The 21,733-nt window shown below is 59.4% G+C and carries 14 protein-coding genes and 6 pseudogenes; 17 read left to right on the top strand and 3 right to left on the bottom strand.

Going from position 1 to position 21,733, the window contains the following annotated elements; translation table 11 throughout:
- Window positions 1-172 precede the first annotated feature (172 nt).
- Window positions 173-328 (bottom strand): annotated as a pseudogene (locus tag NKJ17_RS31640) (IS110 family transposase); the annotation flags it as partial.
- 76 nt (window positions 329-404) lie between these two features.
- On the opposite strand from NKJ17_RS31640, the pseudogene NKJ17_RS31635 reads away from it, so the two are divergent.
- From NKJ17_RS31635 to istB, 13 genes and pseudogenes are all read left to right on the top strand, one after another.
- Window positions 405-602 (top strand): annotated as a pseudogene (locus NKJ17_RS31635) (IS66 family transposase); the annotation flags it as partial.
- Window positions 603-791: 189 nt separating this feature from the next.
- Window positions 792-1,553 (top strand): annotated as a pseudogene (locus tag NKJ17_RS31630) (IS256 family transposase); the annotation flags it as partial.
- Between the two features lie 1,211 nt (window positions 1,554-2,764).
- Window positions 2,765-4,348 carry an ABC transporter substrate-binding protein gene (locus NKJ17_RS31620; RefSeq protein ID WP_352691637.1) on the top strand — a complete coding sequence of 528 codons (1,584 nt, stop codon included), beginning with the start codon at window positions 2,765-2,767 and terminating at the stop codon, window positions 4,346-4,348.
- A gap of 28 nt (window positions 4,349-4,376) precedes the next feature.
- Window positions 4,377-5,315, top strand: a complete 939-nt coding sequence (locus NKJ17_RS31615) for an ABC transporter permease (protein ID WP_352691635.1) — start codon at window positions 4,377-4,379, stop codon at window positions 5,313-5,315.
- Between the two features lies 1 nt (window position 5,316).
- The gene (locus tag NKJ17_RS31610) at window positions 5,317-6,210 is read left to right on the top strand and encodes an ABC transporter permease (protein ID WP_352691633.1); all 894 of its coding nucleotides are present in this window, start codon (window positions 5,317-5,319) and stop codon (window positions 6,208-6,210) included.
- Window positions 6,207-7,223 carry an ABC transporter ATP-binding protein gene (locus NKJ17_RS31605; protein ID WP_352691631.1) on the top strand — a complete coding sequence of 339 codons (1,017 nt, stop codon included), beginning with the start codon at window positions 6,207-6,209 and terminating at the stop codon, window positions 7,221-7,223. The genes NKJ17_RS31610 and NKJ17_RS31605 overlap by 4 nt, the downstream gene beginning before the upstream one ends.
- A gap of 44 nt (window positions 7,224-7,267) precedes the next feature.
- Window positions 7,268-8,254: an oligopeptide/dipeptide ABC transporter ATP-binding protein gene (locus NKJ17_RS31600; RefSeq protein WP_352691629.1), complete on the top strand. Its 987-nt coding sequence runs from the start codon at window positions 7,268-7,270 to the stop codon at window positions 8,252-8,254.
- A 120-nt stretch (window positions 8,255-8,374) separates the two neighbouring features.
- Window positions 8,375-8,518 (top strand): hypothetical protein, encoded by a 144-nt coding sequence (locus NKJ17_RS31595; RefSeq protein WP_352691627.1) that lies wholly within the window; start codon window positions 8,375-8,377, stop codon window positions 8,516-8,518.
- A 79-nt stretch (window positions 8,519-8,597) separates the two neighbouring features.
- Window positions 8,598-9,962, top strand: coding sequence for a serine hydrolase domain-containing protein (locus NKJ17_RS31590; protein ID WP_352691626.1), 1,365 nt, complete (start codon window positions 8,598-8,600; stop codon window positions 9,960-9,962).
- A 239-nt stretch (window positions 9,963-10,201) separates the two neighbouring features.
- Entirely contained in the window at window positions 10,202-11,332 is a 1,131-nt protein-coding gene (locus tag NKJ17_RS31585; RefSeq protein WP_352691624.1) for a serine hydrolase domain-containing protein, read from the top strand.
- 443 nt (window positions 11,333-11,775) lie between these two features.
- A pseudogene (locus NKJ17_RS31580) lies at window positions 11,776-12,117 on the top strand (IS110 family transposase); the annotation flags it as partial.
- A 354-nt stretch (window positions 12,118-12,471) separates the two neighbouring features.
- A complete protein-coding gene (gene istA, locus NKJ17_RS31575; RefSeq protein ID WP_352691623.1) occupies window positions 12,472-14,025 on the top strand; it encodes an IS21 family transposase in 1,554 nt (517 codons plus the stop codon).
- Window positions 14,026-14,042: 17 nt separating this feature from the next.
- Window positions 14,043-14,819 (top strand): IS21-like element helper ATPase IstB, encoded by a 777-nt coding sequence (gene istB, locus NKJ17_RS31570; protein ID WP_352691622.1) that lies wholly within the window; start codon window positions 14,043-14,045, stop codon window positions 14,817-14,819.
- Between the two features lie 2 nt (window positions 14,820-14,821).
- On the opposite strand, the gene NKJ17_RS31565 is transcribed toward istB, so the two are convergent.
- A complete protein-coding gene (locus NKJ17_RS31565; RefSeq protein ID WP_502906591.1) occupies window positions 14,822-15,091 on the bottom strand; it encodes a transposase in 270 nt (89 codons plus the stop codon).
- 247 nt (window positions 15,092-15,338) lie between these two features.
- Window positions 15,339-16,098, bottom strand: a pseudogene (locus NKJ17_RS31560) (transposase); the annotation flags it as partial.
- Window positions 16,099-16,871: 773 nt separating this feature from the next.
- Between NKJ17_RS31560 and NKJ17_RS31555 the strand changes: the two are divergent.
- The 4 genes and pseudogenes from NKJ17_RS31555 to NKJ17_RS34185 form a co-directional block, all read left to right on the top strand.
- Window positions 16,872-17,327 (top strand): Mu transposase domain-containing protein, encoded by a 456-nt coding sequence (locus tag NKJ17_RS31555; RefSeq protein WP_352691621.1) that lies wholly within the window; start codon window positions 16,872-16,874, stop codon window positions 17,325-17,327.
- A 341-nt stretch (window positions 17,328-17,668) separates the two neighbouring features.
- Window positions 17,669-20,329: an AMP-binding protein gene (locus NKJ17_RS31550; RefSeq protein ID WP_352691619.1), complete on the top strand. Its 2,661-nt coding sequence runs from the start codon at window positions 17,669-17,671 to the stop codon at window positions 20,327-20,329.
- Window positions 20,330-20,398: 69 nt separating this feature from the next.
- On the top strand, window positions 20,399-21,328 hold the full coding sequence (locus NKJ17_RS31545; RefSeq protein ID WP_352691618.1) for a PhzF family phenazine biosynthesis protein: 930 nt from the start codon (window positions 20,399-20,401) through the stop codon (window positions 21,326-21,328).
- A gap of 82 nt (window positions 21,329-21,410) precedes the next feature.
- Window positions 21,411-21,518: pseudogene (locus tag NKJ17_RS34185) on the top strand (IS110 family RNA-guided transposase); the annotation flags it as partial.
- Window positions 21,519-21,733: the final 215 nt, after the last annotated feature.

Raw genomic sequence — 21,733 nt, 5'->3', positions numbered from 1 at the left:
ACACCACACCCCCCAAATTGAACCCCCACAACCCCCACCCCCACACCCCCCATCCCAACACCCCGCCCCGCCGCGGGGGGCTCGCGCGGCCGGCCCCGTCCCCCCGGGCGGCAGCGCTATACTGGGGAAGATTCAAACGGCACTTCTGGGGAGTATTGAGCCGGCATCGACAGCCGGCGACCATGTGGCGTGACATCTTCTCGCTGCCCGGTACAATCGAGGTGACTAGCCAGGTCGATCTGGACAGCTCCAGCGAGACGAAGATTGCGCCAAGATCCACGCGGACAGCGGCTTGTAGCTCGGATTGATCGGTGGTCGAAAGATGCATGAAAGGGCCTCCAAAGAGCGAGTTGCGATGGCCCACTCTGCCAGAGTGCGGGCCACGATCCACTCCCCATGGGATCTGCCGTCATTGCGAGCGTACCGGCATCAACACGCCGGTCGTGACCGCGCCGATGCCCGCGCAACCCTTGCCGGGCAGCATCGCCACGGCTTCGACGCTGGCCTTCGCGCTCGTTCACAAATACGTCGACGGCACACCGCTCTACCGCCTGGCGCAGGCCTTCGAGCGCGCAGGCGTTCCTGTCAGCCGTGGCGCTCTACCGTTCCCGATTCGAAGGCCATCCGTCGAAAGCGCCCGCGTCAACGTGCAGCGAAAATAGCGCTTACTCGATAGCGCTGTAGCGAGCGAGCGGCTTTGCGGTGGTCATCCACAGTTCGCCGGCAAGGTCGGGTTGCTGACACCAACCTGATTTGAAGGAACCATCGATGACCGATGACATGATGAACCGATGAACCTGCGCGCGCTCGTGGAGAAGACTCCGGATTCCGTTCTCTTGCGCGAGATGATCGGCTTTGCCGCCGAGCGGCTGATGGAGCTGGAGGTTGGCGCCGCCACCGGCGCCGCCTATGGCGAGAAGAGCCCGTTGCGCACGGCCCAGCGCAACGGCTATCGCGAGCGCGACTGGGACACGCGCGCCGGCACCGTCGAGCTGCGCATCCCCAAGCTCAGGAAGGGCTCCTACTTCCCCGGTTTCCTCGAACCGCGCCGCATGGCCGAGAAGGCGCTGACCGCCGTCATCCAGGAGGCCTACGTCCAGGGGATCTCGACCCGCTCGGTCGACGACCTGGTCAAGGCCATGGGCATGAGCGGCATCTCCAAAAAGCCAGGTCAGCCGGCTGTGCGAAGAGATCGACGGCAAGGTCAAAGCGTTCCTTGAAAGTCCCATCGAGGGCGACTGGCCATATCTGTGGATCGACGCCACCTACCTGAAGGTGCGCCGCGGCGGCCGCATCGTCTCGGTCGTCGTCATCATCGCTGTCGGCGTCAACGCGGACGGCCAGCGCGAGGTGCTGGGCATGGAGGTCGGCACGTCTGAGGCCGAGCCGATCTGGACGGAGTTCCTGCGCAAGCTGACCCGCCGCGGCGGCGCGGCGTCAAGCTCGTCGTCTCCGACGCCCACGAAGGCATCAATGCGGCCGTCACCAAGGTGCTGTGCGCGACATGGCAGAGGTGCCGCGTCCACTTCATGACGAACGTGCCGGCCCATGCCGGCAAGAGCGGGCGCCTCGGCGGGCTTCGATTTTCCTGACAGCTTCGGCAGCTCCTTTTCCCACAGCGCAAAGAGAACGGCAACGATGGCGGCGAATTTCTCCTGACGCGCAGCTATCCGTGCTGCCGGGTCCTGGCCGCGTACGGCCTCCTCGGCGGCCCACAGCGGGGCCATCTGCGCTACCGGCTGCGAGGCGATGACGGACGAGCCTGCGGCATGTAGTCGTAGAACTTGCAGTATTAAGGCAGCGGGAAAACTTCGCGTGACAACGGTCGCGGAGTTTGCGGCGCACGATCGTTCTGTTTCCGAAGTTCGCACCTCACGGATACCCGATTATGTGCCGCCAACTTTCGGGGCTGCGGTGGATTTGGAGACGCCTGAATTCTGGGCCGGCCTGCGCCCCACCACGTGGCATGTCCTCCCTATCTGGGCCGTATCCGCAAATTCGAGAACCTTTGGATCAACGCGGGACATGGGCAGCTCGGTTCAACCATATTTTCTGGCTGCGCAGATTTAATAGCGCAGAAGATTATAGGCGGGCAAGTCGTCAGTACGGACGTGTCGGCGCGACCGCAATGAGCCCCAGACTTGCCGCAACTCCTGAGTGTCGCGAAAAAAGCCGAGCCTATCGAAGACAGCACGGAGTATCCGTCTTGGTCAAGGAAGGGATGGAGGCCATTGCCGATCGTCCCAGATGAGCGCGTTTGGGCGGGCATGTAGTGCCTGCCCTCCCTGGATGAAGCTCTTGCCCCCCATTGCGCGGACTGGCGAAGCTAATGCACGGAGCCTGAAGCCGGTTAGCAGCGCGCAAGACCGTGAGTACACCGACTTACGAAAATCACCGCTATCCGATCGCCATCATGGCCCGTGCTGGCTGGCTGTACTTCCAATCTGAGACTGCGCGATGCCTAAGTCGATCGCGGGATCGTCGTTTCCTACTAGTCTATCCCCCGAGGGTGCCGAAAGCACGGCCCGAATTATCGCGCGCCGCATAGGTCCGCAAGATCGTTCCTGCGGTCGGGCCGACGTCGATCTTGCTGTCGAGAAGGCGCGACTGGCGCTTGACCTGGCGGCTGGGCGCTTACGTGCCAAGCGAGCGCAATCGAGCGAAAAAAAGCAATCTGGCTGGTGAGTTTTTTTCGCCTGCGAAGAGACAGTCTCTCCGCTATGGGCGGCGCACTAACGAGAGAACATGTTGACTGGAGGGAACCATGAAAGACATGCAATGGCACGTGAGCCGCCGAGCCTTTCTCAAGAGCGGCGCCGCCGTCGGCGGTGGTATCTTCGCTGCTGGCATACCGCTGTCGCAAGCCGTCTGGGCAGCCGAGGGCAAGGTTCTCAAAGCGCGTGTGGCTTATGGTTATACCAAGCTCGACCCCGCTTTCTACAATTACAATCAGGAAGCGGAAGTGTCGAGCTGCATCTATTCAAAGCTCACGCACTTCAAGCCGGGTTCCGAATGGGCGTGGGAGCTGGAAGCGGCGGAGAAGATCGAACAGCTCGATCCCACCCATATTCGCTTCCGCCTGAAGAAAGGGATCAAGTTCACTGGCGGTTATGGGGAGATTACCGCCAAGGACGTCAAATTCTCGTTCGAGCGCGTAATTAAGCACAATTCGCCGGTGAAAGGCGATTGGGGGTCGCTCGATCATATTGAAATCGAGGACGATTACACGGGAGTCATCGTGCTGAAGAGCCCGTTTGCCCCGCTCTGGAACATCGCACTGCCTTTCTCGGTTGGCCATATCGTTTGCGAGGATGCGGTGATGAAGGCAACCAAGGACGGCGGTGATTTCGGCATGAAGCCGCCGGCTTTTTCCGGCCCGTATGTGTTCGCTGACTGGAAGCCGAACGAGTATCTGCTCCTGACGCGCAATCCGGAATGGTCAGGCCCGAAACCGGGGTTTGACGAAATCCGCATCGTTCAGATCGACGACGATAAGGCGGCCGAACGCGCCTATCAAGCGGGCGACATCGATTTCACTGATATCACTTTAGACTCGCTTTCGACGTTCAAAAGCGCTCCACCGGCCAACACCAAAATAGAAGAGCATCCCTCGCTCCGGTACTGGTGGATCGGAATGAACATGGATCATCCGAAGCTTAAGGACATCAATGTCCGAAAGGCGATCCAATGGGCGATCAATGTTCCGCAGATCCTGGATGCTGCCTTTGCGGGTCAGGCAGCGGTGGCAACTGGGTGGATTCCTCCGGGAATTATCGGCCACCGCGACAAGGCTCTTGTGCCACCGGAAGGCGATCTGGCAAAAGCCAAAAAGTTTCTGGAAAAGGCCGGTGTGACCGATCTGGCCTTGACCATCGATTGTAGGAATGACAGCACCTTTTTGGCCGTTGCACAGACAGTGCAGGCGCAGTTGTCGCAGATCGGCATTGCCCTTGAGGTTAATGTCCGGGATGCCGGCACAATGTCTACCCTCGGCATGGAGTCTCAGGGCAAGAGCTGGAAGGACATACAGGTGATCCTCAACAGCTGGCCCTCGATGCCGGATCCGCATTTTGCTTTGTCCTACATGGTACAAGATCAGGTTGGCATCTGGAATTGGGAGCGCTTCCGCAGCAAGCGCTTTGATGAACTGGTATCAGAGGCGGTCACGATCAGCGACCCGAATGAGCGGGCAAAGCGGTACTACGAGATGCAGGATCTCATGGAGGAGTCAGGCGCCTACCGCTTCCTGACCCATGGGAGCACTCCAGTCATGTATCGCACAACGCAAATGCAGGCTGCAACTCGCCCGGATGGAAATCCGTTGTATCTAGATTTTAAGCCGGTTTAGGCTCGGGCGACGTGGTCTGACTAAGAACATGTGGCTCTATCTCCTCAAGCGGGTTGTCCTCGCGGTTGCGATCATCGTGATCGCGGTGGCACTCGTATTCCTGATGATCCATGCCGTGCCGGGCGATCCTGCCGCAACTCTGCTCGGGCCACGCGCGACGCCAGAGATGATAACGCAGCTTCACCAGCAGATGGGGCTGGATAAACCGCTTGCCGTGCAGATCGTCACATTCTTCGGCGGGCTGCTCCAAGGCAACGTTGGTTTCGACGTGTTCAGCCAGAGACCTGTTGCCGATGTCGTCTTCGAGCAACTGCCCTATACAATCGAACTGATCATTGTCTCGATTTCATGGGCCGTCGCGATTGCCGTGCCCCTCGGCTGTTACTCGGCCGTGAGGCGCAATTCCGTTATTGACCAGGTCATCGGTGCTATGGCGGTCGCCACGATCGCAATTCCTTCCTTTGTCATGGCAGTCTACGGGCTGCTTATCTTTGCCGTGAATCTGCGCTGGTTGCCAGCGATCGGAGCCGGCAATGGCTTGTGGGATGGACTTATCCATCTCATCCTCCCAGGCTTCGCGATGGGGATTGGCTGGGTTGGCTATATCTCCCGAATGGTACGGGCATCCATGCTGGAAATCCTGGGTGAAAACCATGTACGCATGGCTCGCTCCTTCGGGATTTCCGAATGTCGCATCGTTTCGCGTTACGCTTTACCGCTCGCGATCCTGCCGACCGTGACCATCCTCGGCGTGGGCATGGCGTGGTTGCTCTCGTCTGCTGTCTTTATCGAGGTGGTCTTTGCAAGACCTGGCATCGGTACATTGATCGTGCAGGCGGTCAATTCGCGCAACTATCCGATCGTAATGGGGGTTGTGCTCGTCACCACCTTTCTTACGGTCGTCGCCACCACGGTTTCCGATCTGATCGCTGCGTCTCTCGATCCTCGAACCCGCGAGAACCTTTAGCATGGCGAGCGTTGAAGCCATCCGCGCCGAAGCCAATGGCGAGCAGGGCCCCGGCGCCTTTCGCACCTTTCTCCGGCAATTGCGCAAGAACCATCTGGGCGTGCTTGGAGCCGTGCTCGTTGTACTTGTGTTCGCGAGCGCGATCTTTGCTCCGCTCATAATTACGCATGATCCGACTCGGATCATGGTCGGGCCGCGTCTGACTGACCCTTCACTGGATTTTCTCATGGGCACCGATCAACTGGGCCGCGACACATTCTCGCGCGTCGTGATGGGCGGCCGGATCCCCCTGCTTGTCGCTTTCGCCTCCCTTGGCAGTTCGCTGTTGGTCGGCCTCGCGCTTGGTCTTATGGCAGGCTTCGGACCGAGGTGGTTGGACAATTTGCTCCTTCTTTTTTTCGATACGATCCGCTCCTTTCCCGGCATTATCTTCGCATTGGCCATTATCGGGTTGCTTGGACCCAGTCTGGCCAGCGTCATTTTCGTCATCGCCATAACCTCCATGCCTATTTATGCGAGAGTCGCGCGCACCCAGACAGTGGCGCTTCGCAACAGTGAATATATTGCCGCGGAGTGCAGCATGGGCGCCGGGACGACGCGCATCCTCGCCGTGCACGTACTGCCCAACGTCATCGGCCCGGTTATCATTCTGGTGAGCATGGACGTGCCGGCCGTCATCGCCATAGAGGCAGGTCTCAGCTTTCTTGGCTTGGGCGTGCGCCCGCCGACGCCCGATTGGGGGGCTATCCTCAACGATGGCTATAGCTACATCAACCAGACCCCTTGGCTGGTGATAGCCGGCGGCATTCCCATCGTCCTCGCAACGTTAGGCTTCACATTTCTGGGCGAGGCGCTGCGTGACATATTCGATCCCAAATTGCGGAAAGACCTATGAGACGCGACGAGCCCACTTCGCATATGTCCGTCCGTTCGCTACTTCAGATTCGCGGGCTCGATCTCGATTTCGGTACGCCCCGCGGCCGTATTCATGCGCTGCGGAACGTTTCGCTCGATGTGCCGGTCGGGCAGGTTGTTGGCATCGTCGGCGAAAGCGGATCCGGGAAGTCGACCCTCGCCTATACGGTGATGGGCCTGCTTTCTGAAAACGCGGACGTCACCGCGGGCAGCATCCTGTTCGAAGGTCGAGACCTGCTCAAAATGCCCGCTCCAGCGCGTCGGAACCTGCTCGGCGATCGTCTTTCGATGGTCTTTCAGGACCCGATGACCGCACTCAATCCGGTGCGGACCATCGAGAACCAGATGATCGACATCCAGCACCACGAGCAAAGAAGCCGGAGCGAAAAGCGTGCTCGTGCCATCGACATGCTCCGCCGGGTCGGAATTCCCGATCCGCAAAGCCGGATCGGCGCCTATCCGCATCACTTTTCCGGCGGCATGCGTCAGCGCATCTGTATCGCCATGGCGTTGCTTGTGAAACCGGCGCTCCTCATCTCCGACGAGCCAACCACTGCACTCGATGCAACGCTGGAAGTGCAGATCATTCATCTCCTCAAAGATCTGCAGAAGGAGATCGGTTGTTCAATCCTCTTTGTCTCCCACCATCTCGGCGCTGTGGCTGAGCTGTGCGACCGCGTCGTCGTCATGTATGCGGGCGAAGTGGTGGAGCAGGGGGCCATACGCGAGATCTTCCACAATCCTAGGCATCCCTACACCCGCGCGCTGCTTGAGTGCGATCCCGGTCGGATCAGACAAACGACGCGCACTTTGCCGACCATTTCCGGCGAGGTGCCCAGTCTTCTCGGTTTCAAAAAAGGGTGCATCTTCAGCCCCCGTTGCTCTCAAGCATTCGATCGCTGTGTGCATGAGATACCAATCGAGTACTCCATTGGCTTGGAGCAGACCGCGCGATGCCATCTGCTCGACGAAGAGCGGTTGGTTTCGGTATGAGTGCCCTTCTCCGCGTTCAGGACCTCTGCGTCCGCTTCCGCACTATGGGGCCGCTGAAGGCACTCGCCACCGGGACGAAAGCACCTTTCATCGACGCAGTATGCGGTGTCTCCTTTGAAATCCGGGAGGGCGAGACACTCGCGCTTGTCGGTGAAAGCGGCTCAGGCAAATCCACGATCGCGCGCACGATCATCGGCTTGCAGCGGGCTGTGAGCGGCAGCATCAGCTTCGACGGACAGGAACTCACGGAACTCAGTGCTGCCGAACGCAAGCCCTGTTTGCGGCGCATGGCGATGACGTTCCAGGATCCGATCGGTTCACTCTCGCCAAGGCTGACCGTGCGATCGCTCCTGACGGAGCCTTTCCGGATCCACGGCCTAAAGGATCGTGATGCCGGAGCCGAAGCGATGCGCCTGCTGCGTATGGTGGGCGTGCCGGCGGATTTTGTTGGCCGCTATCCCCATCAGCTTTCCGGCGGTCAGGCCAGGCGCGTGAGCGTCGCGCGTGCCCTTGCGCTCAATCCCGACTTGATCATCGCCGATGAGCCGACCGCAGGCCTCGACGTCTCGGTGCAAGGCGAGGTTCTGAACCTTCTCACGCGCTTGCAGGATGAACTCGGCGTTGCGATCCTCATAATCACGCACAATCTCAATGTGGTGCGCCACATAACCGACCGCATGGCGATCATGTATCTTGGTCGCTTCATTGAAGTCGGCTCGACGAAGCGTATCTTCCATCAACCACGCCATCCCTATACCGAAGCGCTGCTTGCGGCCAATCCCGAGCCTGACCCGGATGCGGTGCTCAATAGGATCGAGCTTAAGGGTGAGGTGCCTAGCCTGATGAGGCGGCCATCCGGCTGCGAGTTTCACACGCGCTGTCGCTATGCGCAGGACATCTGTGGCCTCGTTTCCCCCGCACGGTCCGAAAGCCATGGACGGTCGGAACATAGCTTCACATGCCACTTCCCGCTGGGGCCCGAAACCGCGCTGTTCAAGCAGGAGCTGCTTTCTCCAGAGGTCCAACTTTGATGTGACATCGCCCTTGCCCGTACGTTCACAAAAAATTCAAGGGTCAATCTAATATAGGATCTTAGATGGAAATGCCAATAATTGATACGAATATATAACACTACAGGTTTGGCATATCTCATGAGTTTCGTCGTCAAGGGTGCTATCCGCGTTCGTGCTAATCTAGCGCTGATTGCCAAGGATTTCATTATGATCGGAATCGACGGTGGCGCTTATCTGCCGAATCGCAACGGATCACGCACAGAGCTTGCGCCTGGCGTGTAACAAATCCGATCGGGCTTTCCATTTCCTAAACGATCCTACCAAGTACTGTTCATCACGTTGCAAAGAAAGAACAGAAACAATGAAATTGAGCGACTACAACACCCCTTTGTTGCCATCTTATACCATCGACCCGGAACTGCTCAATCAGGCACGGTTGGAGATGCAGAGCGATAGAGTTCCGGGAATTGCCCTCGGCGTCTACCATGAGGGCTGCACCGCCACCGCTGGCCTAGGTGTAACGAACGTGCTGCATCCGCAGCCGGTCGACGGCAATACGTTGTTCCAGATCGCGTCGATAACCAAGACGTTCACCGTCACCGCCCTATTGCAGCTCGTCGAGCAGGGGCGACTCAATTTGGACGATCCGGTCCACGCCCACCTGCCGAGGTTCACCGTCGCGGACCCGGCGGTTTCGTCTGCCGTCACCATCCGCGATTGCTTGACCCACAGCTGCGGCTGGGAGGGAGACTTCTTCGAAGATACTGGCTGGGGCGATGACGCGCTGGCTGCCATGGTCGCGCGGATGGACAAGCTGGTCCAGGTCACGCCGCTGGGTCGGATGTGGTCGTACAACAACGCAGCCTTCTACGTCCTCGGCCGAATCCTGGAGGTGCTGCACGGCCGTCCCTACGAAGAAGTGCTTGACGAGGCGCTGCTCGCACCTCTCGGAATGGATGGTGCCTGCTTCTTCGCCCACCACCTGCTCCACCGCAAGTTTGCCGTCGGGCACGCCGAGCGCGGCGGGCAGACGGTGATCGCGCGGCCGTGGGCGATGCCTCGCTGCGTCAATCCGTCCGGCGGCGTGGTCGCCAGCGCCGACCACCTCATGCGCTACGCGCAGTTCCAGTTGGACGGCGGTGAGGTGCTCGGCGATACCATGCGGTTGGCCGCCTTTGAACCAGCCGGCCCGTCGAGCGACACCCCGGAGATCGGATTGGGCTGGTGGCTCGACGACAGTACCGGGGAGCGTGTTGTCAGCCACGGCGGCGGCGCTAACGGACAGCCGTGCTTGTTCGCAATGATTCCGTCGCGGCGCTTCGCCATCGCCGTGCTGACCAACGGCGCCAATGGGCGGATCACGGCGCGGCGGCTATTGGCATGGGCGATGCGGACCTACTTTGGCCTTGCCGCGCCCGATCCGCGAATCCAGTCGCGCCCGGATGTCGAGGCTTGGCTGGGAACCTACGAGACTTGCACGGAAAGCTACACGTTGCGCCGCGAGGGAGAGCGGCTCGTATTTGATGAGAAGACGCTAAAGGAGTGGCTAGACGGTTTGACCCCGCCAGCAGCTTCCCGGGCTGGTATTGAGGTTCGAGCGATTGGTTCGGACACGATGCTCATCTCCCCGTGCACGCGCGCGGCGGAGGTCGGAACCGTCTTGCGTGACGACAATGGCGAGAACCGTTGGCTGCGCGTCCATCGCCGAGCTTCGCTACGTAGATGAACCGGGGCGCGCGTAGGCTTGCTCGACCACGTTAAGACAAACGAAAAAAGTGATCCGGCTGTTGTTTTTTCGGCGCGGGAGGAAGCGGCCTCGCCACTACGGTCGGGGAAATGACGTACGGTAGCAGTCCCGCTGCGCAGGGAATCAGTTGACTGGGAGAGAGCCATGACAGAGATGCAATTCAACATGAGCCAACGAGCTGGTCACAAGGAAGAATCCAAGTTCGGGAAGCCCGCCGCATGATCCCTTCGATCGCCAATCCCGACCTGGAAACTGTGTTCGATAACAAGTCGCGTTGGTACCAGCCCGACTACCGGCGCCACGCGTTCCACAACTTCCACACGACGGTGCGCTATGCCATGTCGCTGCGCGCGCCCCGCGTTCTGACACTCTGGAAGGAGGTCGACTGGACCATCGGCGAGCGGCCCGAGGTCGCACGCTATCTTGCCATGCCACACTTCTCGGCCTTCGTCGTGGTACGCGACGAGCGCATCCTCTACGAAGCCTATGCTCCGGACTTTGGGCCCGACAGGCCGCATTCCATCATGTCTATCACCAAGACGACACTCAACCTGATGCTCGGCCGGGCGGTGGCCGACGGGCTCGTCAATGTCGACGAGCGAGTAGGCACTTATCTGCCGGAAATAGGTACGGGCTACGCCGAGGCGACCATCAAGGCGGTGGCCGACATGAACGTCGCCAACGACTTCACCGAGAACTACAGCGACCCCAAGGCGACGGTCTACCAACTGGATGCCGCCACCGGCTTGCGGCTGCCGCTGGAGGGTCATAAGGAAGAGACGACCCGCTCCTTCATCTGCGGCATCAAAGGCGGCGACCTAGCAAACCGCACCGGAGAGGTGCTGTATAAGTCAACCAACAGCGATGTAATCGGCTGGATCATAGAGCGCGCCAGCGGCCGGGTGTTGCGCGAGTGGCTGATCGAGATCGTCGAGGCGGCGGGCCTTGAGGGATGCTTTCATATCAGCTGCGACCGCGAGGGTGTGCCGCTGGTCTGTGGCGGCGCCTGCCTCTCGGCCCGCGATCTCGCTCGCTACGGGCTGCTGTTTGCGCGCAAGGGCGAGGGTGCCGATGGCCGTCGCGTGGGCGATGCCGCCTTCATCGAAGAGACGCGTCGTAATCCAGGCCCTCCCCTCCAGAAGCCGCGCGACTGGATGCGCTATAGCCGCCAGACGAATACCGACGGAACCTTCCTCGGCCACGGCGGCTTCGGCGGTCAGTACATGCTTGCAAACCCCGACACCGGCACTGTAGCAGTCTACTTCAGCGTGCTCGAGAACAGCAGCGCCATGGACCATAACTTCTTTGGCCCTCTGGTGAAAATGATGGCCGAGGTCGCTGCGCAATGAGCGCTGGTCGTGGACGCGCTTTAGCATTGTTGTCGCCCGAAAGCCGCGCCGTTGTAACAGGCTGCTTCTTCAGAGATACAATTCCCGACCAGGCTCTTAGGAAAAGAGGGTGAACTGCATATTTGGATGTGCATTGAAGTTCGACATCTCCGCCTCGTAATCTTTACGCGAAACGGTGCCGGAGCGTCATGAAAAGGTGCTAGCAAGGGCAGACATGCAAGCTGTCTTCGAAAGGTGTTGGAACAGCTTTCGGAAAGCGTCGATGAGGCCGATTTTCGGGCGCCACCGCTGATATGGCCTCAAAACTCAATCTACTCCTCGCATTTGGATACCTCTCCCTGCCGCCGCGGCCCATGGCAAGCCCACGCTTATCTCGAATTATCCAGCGCTCTGGCCGGCCATGTCATCATGTCTCTTGCGCTGCGGCGGAAAGATCTGAGAGGTTCTTCGAACGCCTGCCGAACTGCCTGGTCGGCATGGAGGCATGCGGCTCGGCTCATCACTGGGCCCGCCGGTTGATGAAGCTTGGCCATGACGTCCGCCTGATGCCGCCGGCCTACGTGAAGGCCTGTGTCCGTCCTCAGAAGAATGACGCCGCGGATGCAGCCGCCATCTGCGAGGCGGTGACGCGGCCCCCCATGCCTTTCGTACCGGTGCGATCGGCCGAGAACCAGGCTTCGCTCATGCAACGCAAGATCCGCGAGCCGCTGGTGGCGCAACGCACGCAACTTCTCAACGCGTTGGGCAGCCATCTGGCCGAGACAGGGATCATTGCCGAGCAGGGACCGAACAATGCCCGCGCTTTGGCGGTTCTCATCATGGATGATCCCGCGATCATGCGGTCGGCGCTGTTGCCTCTGGTGCGACGGCTGAATGAACTCGATGATGAGGTCAAACAGAGCGATGGTCTATTCTGGCTCTCACCAAAGCCGACGAGACGGCACCTCTTGCTGCACCGAAGCGGTGCGTGTTTCAGAAATTCGCGGACACCCATTCCGCTAATTCGCGGACAGCGATTTCAGTAATTACGGGACAGTGATTCCGCTAATTCCCGGACAGTCTTCGGGGGCGGATAACGGTCGGTTCTCGGGAGCGCCGTTCTGGCATTTTGCCCTCTCATCATCGGGTTGAGAGGGGCCATGCCAAGACGGAAGCAAGCGAGACGAACGACAGTGAAAGACCTACGATCAATCCTGCGCCTGACGCATGAGCAGGGCCTCTCGGTGCGAGCGGTGTCGGAACGGCTGAAGATCAGCAAGACTTCGGTTTCGACCTATCTGTTGCGGGCGCGTGAGGCTGGCATCTCGGACTGGCCGCTGCCGCCGGGCTATGACGATGACGCATTGCTTGAGCGGCTTCTGTTTCGCCGGGTTGGCCGTCCGCCGCAGGATCTGGACGAGCCCGATTGGGCGATGATCTCGCGCGAGCTGAAGCGCAAGGGCGTGACGCTGACGTTGTTGTGGCAGGAATACCGCGCGGCGCACCCCGATGGTTATGGCTACACCTGGTTTTGTGACCGGTTCGGCGCTTTCCAGCGCCGGTCGAGCGCGACGTTCCGCAATCGCCACGAGGCAGGCGCGGTGATGCAGACCGACTATGCGGGCCACACCGTGCCCGTTGTCGATCCCGATACTGGCGTCATCTGCCAGGCTCAGATCTTCGTTGCGGTGCTGGGCGCCTCGTCCTTCACCTTCGCCCATGCCAGCTTCAGCCAGAAACTGCCGGACTGGATCGAGGGCCAGTGCCGGGCACTCACCTTCTTCGGCGGGGTAACGAAGGCGATCGTCTGCGACAATCTGAAGGCCGGCGTCGCCAAGGCGCTGTGGTTCGAGCCGACGCTCAACCAGACCTTCGCCGCCATGGCCGAACATTACGACGCGACGATTCTGCCGACCCGAAGCCGCAAGCCGCGCGACAAGGGCAAGGTCGAGGGCGCGGTGCTGATCGTCGAGCGCTGGGTCCTGGCCCGGCTGCGCAACCGGCGCTTCTTCAGTCTCGGCGATCTCAACGCCGCAATCGCGGGGTTGCTGGAGGATCTGAACAACCGCACCATGCGCCATGTCGGCAAAAGCCGCCGCGAACTGTTCGAGGAGATCGAGCGGTCGGCTCTGGCGCCGCTGACGCCGGCGCCGTTCGAATATACGGAGTGGAAATCGGCCAAGGTGCATCCCGACTACCATGTCGAGATCGACAGGACCTTCTACTCGGTGCCGCACGCGCTGATCGGGCGGCGCGTCGATGTGCGGCTCACCCACCGGGTGGTCGAGCTCTTCCATGATCACAAGCGCGTCGCCAGCCATGTCCGCCGCTCGCAGCGCTGCGGCCATGTCACCGTCAACGAGCACATGCCCAAGGCGCACCAGCGCTATGCCAACACGACGCCGGCGAACCTGATCCGGCAGGCAGCCGGGATCGGCGCCAACACCGCCATGCTGGTCGAGCGGATGATGCGCGACCGTCCCCATCCCGAGCAGGGATACCGCTCCGCGTTTGGCATCCTCTCGCTGGCCCGTCGCTACGAGCGGGATAGGCTCGAGGCGGCCTGCGAGCGGGCGCTGACCATCAATGCGATCACCTACTCCTCCGTCAACGCCATCCTCAAATCCGGCCTCGACCGCGTGCCGCCCGCGGCCGAGCCGGTCAAGCCCACGCCACCGCACACCAACATCCGCGGCGGCTCCTATTACCAATGAAGGAAAGGAAACCAACCATGCTGACACATCCAACCCTCGACCAGATGCAGGCTCTCGGCCTTGGCGGAATGGCCAGCGCCTACCGGGACCTGGCCGACCAGAGCAAAGCCGACGATCTCAGCCGCGACGAGTGGCTCGGCCTGATGCTCGATCGTGAAGCCGCCATGCGTGCCGACAAGCGTCTGACCAACCGTCTCGCCGTTGCCAGGCTGCGCTTTGCCAACGCCTGCATCGAGAACATCGACTTCGCCGCGCATCGCGGGCTCGACCGGCGCAATACGCTGTCGCTGGCCCAAGGCGCCTGGCTGAAGGCGCATGAAAACCTCATCATCACCGGGCAGACCGGCACCGGAAAGACCTGGCTGGCCTGCGCCTTCGGACGTCAGGCCGCCCGGCTCGATCATTCCGTGCTCTACCTGCGCATGCCGCGTCTGTTCGAAGATCTCGCCCTGGCGCGTCTCGACGGCCGCTTTCCCCGTCTCATCGACAAGCTGGCTCGGGTGCAACTGCTCATCCTCGACGACTGGGGCACCCACAGCCTGACCGACCAGCAGCGTCTCGATCTGCTGGAAATCTTCGAGGAACGCTATCGCCGGAAATCGACGCTGATCACCGCGCAACTGCCGATCGCCCAGTGGCATGCCATGATCGGCGAGCCGACAATCGCCGACGCCATTCTCGACCGGATCGTTCACAACGCCCATCGCGTCACCCTCGAAGGCGACAGCATGAGAAAGCAAAAAACACCGCCGCTCTTGACCGGCGCCGAAAACGGCGAAATCAATCGCAAATGAGTTCAACCAGGCAACCGGGGCCGACCCCATCCTGCTGTCCGCGACTTAGTGAACTGCTGTCCGCGATTTAGCGGAACGACTGTCCCGTTTTTGCGAAATGCGCAAGCGGCCTGTTTGCGCGCTTCGCGGCGCCAGGCGAAGACCTGCTGCGGCCTGAGGCCATACCGGCGGGCGACCTCGGAAACGACTGCGTTCGGCTCCAGCGTCTCCGCGATGATCCGCGCCTTGTCATCCACCGACCAACGACGCCGACCGCCGGCACCGTTGATCACCTCGAAACGCCGAGGCTGCCGCTCCCGGTCAAGCGTAAGGTCAAGTCCAGACACAAGCCGATCTCCGATCCCAATACAGGATCGGCAACCTCACAGATCGCGACCACTCCCGAAAGGTGGTCCCACAACAGCGCCTACGCTGCAGCGATCCGTTGAGAAGCTGGACCGATCGCCTGATGGAGACCAAGCTCTTCAAGCTCGTCGCTGTGGCGACCGCGAACAAATCGGCCGTGAACAATGAGAGGGATCAGGCTTCGAGTTCCTTCGGCTGACTTTGGAGGGCGGCGATGAGCAGCCACAAAAGAGCCTTCAGCCAGTTGAGCAGGAGGGAGAAGTTGTAGCCGGCGGCGGCGAGGATGGCGTTGAGGGGGCGTCGCCCTGCTGGCCGGCGAGGTAGTTGCGGCCGATTCTGTGTTTTTTCAAGTGGCCGATGACGGGCTCGACCGCCGACCGCCGCCGCATGTGGCGCTTGGTGGCTGGGGTGACGCGGCGCTTCTGGCCGGCGGTCAAGACCCTGAACTTGTGGCTCTGCGGTGCGTTGTGGCCGCGATAGCCGGCGTCGGCGAGAACGCGGCTGATCTCGATCGTCTTTTCCATGTCGGGGATGACGCTTGCCAGCGTGTGGCAGTCATAGGGATTGCCGGGCAGCGCTTTTGCATTCAGGGCCAACTGGCCACCCTTGGAGCGCTTCAGCCTGGTGGCCACCGACACCTTCACCCCGAACTCGTAGGGCATTGCGCCTTGCCCTTGCCAATGCATTCTACCTCGTGTGCGTGCAGGCTGTAGATCTTGCGGCCGCGCTGGCGCTGGCGTTGCTCGAGAACGGTGGCCGCCTGGTAGAGCGGCCATTTGAAGAGCGCGTCCAGCCCCGCATCGCCGGCGATCTGGCGACCGATGTCGCGAATGGTCCGGCCGAGATAGGTCTTGAGCCTGCGCAGCGCCTTGTTCGCCCGCTTGAACTGCTTGGCGTGGGCATAGCGCTGGTGCTTGGTCAGCGCCAGCTTGCCTTCCTGGCAAGCCGCACCAGCGGATTCGCCTCCGCCGAACGTCACGCTGCTCATCCTCTGGGAGGAGTATCGAGGAAGTCATCCCGACGGTTAAGGCTACAGCCTGTTCTGCGAACTCTTTGGCGGCTTCGAGCAACGGCTTTCGCCGACGATGGGCCAGGAGCACGCCGCCGGTGACAAGGTCTTCGTGGACTATTCCGGCAAGAAGATCCCGATCGTTGATCGCAAGACCGGCGAGATCCGCGAGGCGGAGATCTTCGTGGCGGTGTTGGGTACGTCCAGCTTCACATATGCCGAAGCAACCTGGACCCAGACACTGCCTGATTGGATTGGTTCACACGTCAGGATGTTTTGTTTCTTTGATGGCGTTCCCCGACCGATCGTTCCCGATTACGTGCCCGGGCACGTAATCATAGTTTTGTGCCCAGCCCGGTTATGTGGCCTACCGTCGGTAAGGTACTGACGTTAGACATTCCTGTGGGCTAAGACGGCACATCTCTTTGCGGCAGCAACAGAAGCGCATCCTCCGGTTCCCTACTTTGGAATGGAGGTTGCCATGTTGGAACGCTTTTTCGTCAAGCCGCAGACTGTCGATGGGATAATGAGTTGCTGGCTCGGGTTGACCAATATGTCGCGGCGCTTTGTGAGCGGGGTTACGCGGTTCGCAGCATCTACCGACGGGTTCCGATCCTGACGAAGTTTGCAGCGTTCACCGCGGCCCGCAATGTTGGGGCGTCTGCGCAAGCAGACCTTCTTCTCGCTGGCTGAGGCCAATGCCGCCATCGGCCAAGGCACTTGATCGCATCAACGACCACGTCATGCGCCGGTTGGGCGTCAGTCGCCGACAACTGTTTGAGAGCGTCGAGCGTGCTGCGCTCGCCAGCCTTCCGGGCGAAGATTACGAATTCGCCGAGTGGCGTTTGGCCCGTGTCCCGACGGATTATCATGTTGAGTTCAAGACCTGTCTTTATTCTGTGCCGCACAAACTCATTCGCCAACAGGTCGATCTGAGGGCTACGGCACGGACCATCGAGATCTTCCACCGCGGCAAGCGCATTGCCGTCCATCAGGGTCGCTATGGCGGCCCTCGTCATGGCACTGATCCGGATCCAGTTCTCACCGGCGATATGCGAGTGGACGCCGGATCGTTTCCGTCGCTGGGCCGCATCTATCCGGCCACAGACAGAAGGCCTGGTGATCGCAATCCTCGCCAGCCGCGCACATCCTGAACAGGGCTTTCGAACATGCCTGGGTGTGCTTCCCCTGTTTCGCTATATCGAACGGACGCGGGCCGAGACTGTATCGGCGCGCGCTGTAACCTCGCTCAGCCATGATGTCCAGAAGGCGCAGGCTGAGATTGTAGGCCAACGTCAAGCCACCAGGTTTGGCAGTTTCTGAAAACACCAAGACTCTATATTTCTAAGTCCCGTCATTGACGACGGCGGCCCGCCTGGCGCGCCATACGAAGACGAGACTTGCCGCGCTCTAGTGGCCTGCTGGCTGTCTTGAGCCTCGTCGCGCCGACGTGACTTGGATGCGAAAAAACCCAGGATGGATGAGGGAGACTGAAATGGAGCCCCTGACGATGCAACCTCTAATGCCGACCCTGTCCGGTCCTCGCCGGCTGTCGCGTTTTGGTCACGACAAGATTGCTGATGTTGTCGCGAACACTATGGATAAATTTCCCTCGAACCCGGCCGTGCGTACGAATGAGAATTGCGACATAAGTTACCGAGAGCTGGGGACCTCCGCGTCCAGTCTCGTGGAGCGCTTCGAGGCCATCGGCGTCCTCCCTGGTGACGCAGTTATTGTCAAGCTTCCCCGATCAGTTGATTTCATCACCGTCATTCTTGCTACCCAAATGCTGGGCGTTGCCTTCGTGCCTGTTGATCCAAGGGATTCCGACCAGCGGTTGGGCCATATAGTCCGCAACACGAACGCCAAAGCGATTGTCAGACCGGATTCAAGTGGATCGATGCGCGTTGAGCGTCTTCCGGCACGCGGTGGCTTCGGCTCAGCGTTCTCAAACATAGCGTACATCATGCACACCTCCGGGAGCACGGGAATCCCGAAAGGGGTACCGGTCTCCCAGGCAGCTCTTTTAAATTTGGTCGACTGGTACATCGACATGATCGACTTCTCGGAGGGCACCAGCATATCGCAGCTTACGCGGCCAGCATTCGACGTGTCGATCCCCGAGTTCTTCGTACCGTTTGCGACCGGCGGAACAATTGTCTTGCCAACTACGAAAATGCAAGGGCAGATCATCCAAACAATCGATTTCCTAATCCAAAGCGGCACGAACGTTATTCAGATGGTTCCAACACTGCTGCGAAGCTTCCTTGGGACTCTCGAAGCTATACCTTATGTAGCGGAGCGGTTCACCAATCTCGAATATGTGGTCTGCAATGGTGAACCCTTGCCTGATTCAGTCAGGAAGCGTTTTTACTCGATTCTTCCCAATGCTATACTAATAAACAGCTACGGCCCAACCGAGTGCTGTGTTGCCGTTAGCTACCACTATTGCCGCCGTGGTGATGATTCAGACCTCCCGATGTTCATTGGCAAGCCAGCATGCAACATTGATTTCTTTGTTCTTGACGAAAATAATTCCAACGTTGGGTTTGAAGTCGAAGGCGAGCTCTGGGTGGGAGGCGTGCAGACTTCCCACGCCTATGTGGCTGACGAAGTCCAGTCGAAACTGCGCTTCGTGCCATTCTTGACGGCCAACGGTGAACAAGTGCTGTACCGCACTGGCGACTATGTCGTGGCGTCGGAAGAAAATGGATTGAGGTTTCTTGGAAGAAAGGATGACCAGATCAAGTATCGAGGAACCCGACTAGAGAAAGGGGAAATTACCAGCGCCATCGATAAGACGGGCCTATGCTCGGATTCAGCGGTCGTCGTGGTAGATAGAGACGACAACACCGGGCAGGACCTCGTCTGCACCGTGACACCCGCGAGTGCCGACGTGGGTGAAGTTCATCGGCGGCTGTCGGATGCCCTGCCGAACGATCGTGCTCCGAGGCTCATTGTGCCTCTTTTCGAGCTTCCTTTTACTGCCAATGGAAAACTCGACCAGCGCGCCCTTGAGAGAATTGCCAAGGAGGCGCTCAGGGTGAATCTGAACCATGCCACACCCCAGGCCGAACATGCGGGGTCACCGTTGGATCACCTGCTGAAAGCGGTGCACGCTGCCACGAGAAGATGGGTATTCCCCAGCTTAACAGCTCGGAAGTGCGACATAGATTCACTAAACTTCCTCAAGATACAGCTCAAGTTGGCTGAAAACGGCCTGATGTTCTGCGACGATGTCTATCGAGAGCAAGACCTGTCGCTTGAAGAGTGGGCAAGGCGCATTCAGCCGGTCGATCGCTGCAGATCCCAAGCGGGCGCCATTGGCAAGAGCGGAGAGGCTGTCCCATTTAGGGACGAGATCGCGCACATTACCGAATACATTGAAAAATGTGCCCCTAGCACAATTGTGCTACATTCGGCGCTTGCCGCATTGAGAAATGTGACTGCAAATGAGGTAGCGTCCATTCTTCTTGAAACGATAGAGCGCGTCTCGGCGTCGTCCACTGTAATTTTCCCAGCATTCACATTGAGCTACTGCGCCACGCGGAGTTTTCATTGGACGAAAACCAAGTCCGAAACAGGAGTGTTGGCCGATCTTGTGATGCGAGAGCTTCCCGCTGGCCGCACCAAACATCCCGCTTATTCAATGGTCGTAACCGGCCCGAGAATGCACGAATTGTGCGAGCCCGACTGGTGGAGATACAGCCCGTTCGGTGACGACTCGATATTTGGCGAGATAAGCCGGTCGGCTGGTTTGATCATTGGTCTAGGCACCTCAAGCTTTACGCATGTGCATAGATGCGAACTGCTGGCGAATGTACCTTACAACAAGACGATCAACTTGCGGGGCGAGGCCGACTTCGGAGTTGGCCCGATTGACGTGTCCACGGCGGTTTATGTTCGCGATATCCAGGGCCGCCCTGAGTATTCGTTTCTTGCACACGATACCGCGCGTGACGTTCGCGAAATGAAGGATATTCTGCGCGAGTTCGGAATAGCTGGAACCTACGCGCGGTTGGTGGATGCAAGAGACATGGAGTCCAAGCTGGTTCCTGTAATGAGAACCGAACCGTACGGGTTCTTATATGAGAAGGTTAGAGCCGAGGCGCGGCACGCCTATCCGACCGAGAACCAAGGAGAAGGGATTACCTAAGGCTTGCAACTAAACGGTGAGTTCGACGGAACGGGATAGTCCTGCACCGGCGGACTGAGGAGTTGAGATATGATAAGCGGAAAAGGCTTTATTCTACCACCAGCCTCGAGTCAGGAAATGTATTATGCGAGGCGATCGGATCGCGAACCATCGTCAGTGGTGGTCTATGCGTTTGCAGACGGCCGCTTCGCCGGCAATCCGGCGGCAGTCGTGCTCTATGATAGATATCCAGCAACAGCGGATTGCCTGCAACTTGCGCAACGGTTTGGCCAGCCTGTGACTGTGTTTCTTCGCCCCTTGGAAGAGATAGGCGATTTTGAAATTCGCTGGTTCACGCAAAATGCCGAACTGGATCTCTGCGGACATGGAACGCTTGCGGCGACATATTGGCTTTTTCGTGCCGGTTGCGGCCAGTTCAATCGAATCTCTTTTCATTCCCGGAGCGGGGTTCTCGATGCTTGGCTGGAAGGCGAAACGGTAAAAGTCGCGTTTCCCATGATCGAGACGGTCCCGGCGGATTCGATGGAATATCAAGCTGTGCAACGAGACATGGGTATCCGGGCTAAGGAGATTCGGAAGGCATATGATGATTATGTTTTTGTCGTCGACAACGAACGTGTCGTTCTTGACTATGAGCCGAATTTTCGACGCATAGCTCAGATCGACTGCCGGGGGGTCGTTCTCACGACGCTTGTCAATCCGAAGGGAGCGCTCGGGGAATTTGATATCGTATCAAGGTTCTTTTCGCCGAGAATCGCGATCAACGAAGATCAAGTTTGTGTGTCGGCGCATTGCAAGCTCTATCCGTACTGGTCGAGGGTCCTGGGTAGGACGGACTTGCGCGCGCTGCAGGCATCTGAGAGCGGGGGAGTCCTCGAGCTCTCATCATCAGATGGTCGCGTCATCGTTGGAGGAAGAGCCAAGCTAGGTTCGGTCAATACATGGGACGACGGCTCGCCAGATGCGCACCTCGAATTGGCGTTTGCATGGAAACGATGACGTAATTGCTGCAGTCGCTCCTTTGAACGAAGATTCGGCTGACTGCAAAAGCCGCCGACCATTGAGGATCAAGGAGGCCGCAGTGAAGCAATATGTCGGATTGGATGTGTCGCAGCGAGAGACCAGCGTTTGCGTCGTCGATGATGCTGGAAGGCCTATCTTCCAAGGGAAGGTGAAGTCCGATCCGGGAGTCCGCCCACCATCATGATGAAGCGATTGTTGCTGGCCGCAACGAAGAAGTCCCGGATATCTAGACTAGCTGCGCCGCCTCAAGACGAGAAACCGACGATTGAACCTTCATTTACAATATATTCACAGAATCTTTACGACCACCAGTCGCTGACAATGTTACGTTCACCGCAAGTCTGAGATCGGGTCAGGGCTGGAAAAGCTGAGACATATTTA

Origin of the sequence: Mesorhizobium sp. M0208 (assembly GCF_040322015.1) — a bacterium.
GTDB lineage: Bacteria > Pseudomonadota > Alphaproteobacteria > Rhizobiales > Rhizobiaceae > Mesorhizobium.
The sequence above is the reverse complement of the archived record's forward strand: the minus strand, read 5'-3'. Positions and strand labels throughout refer to the sequence as shown.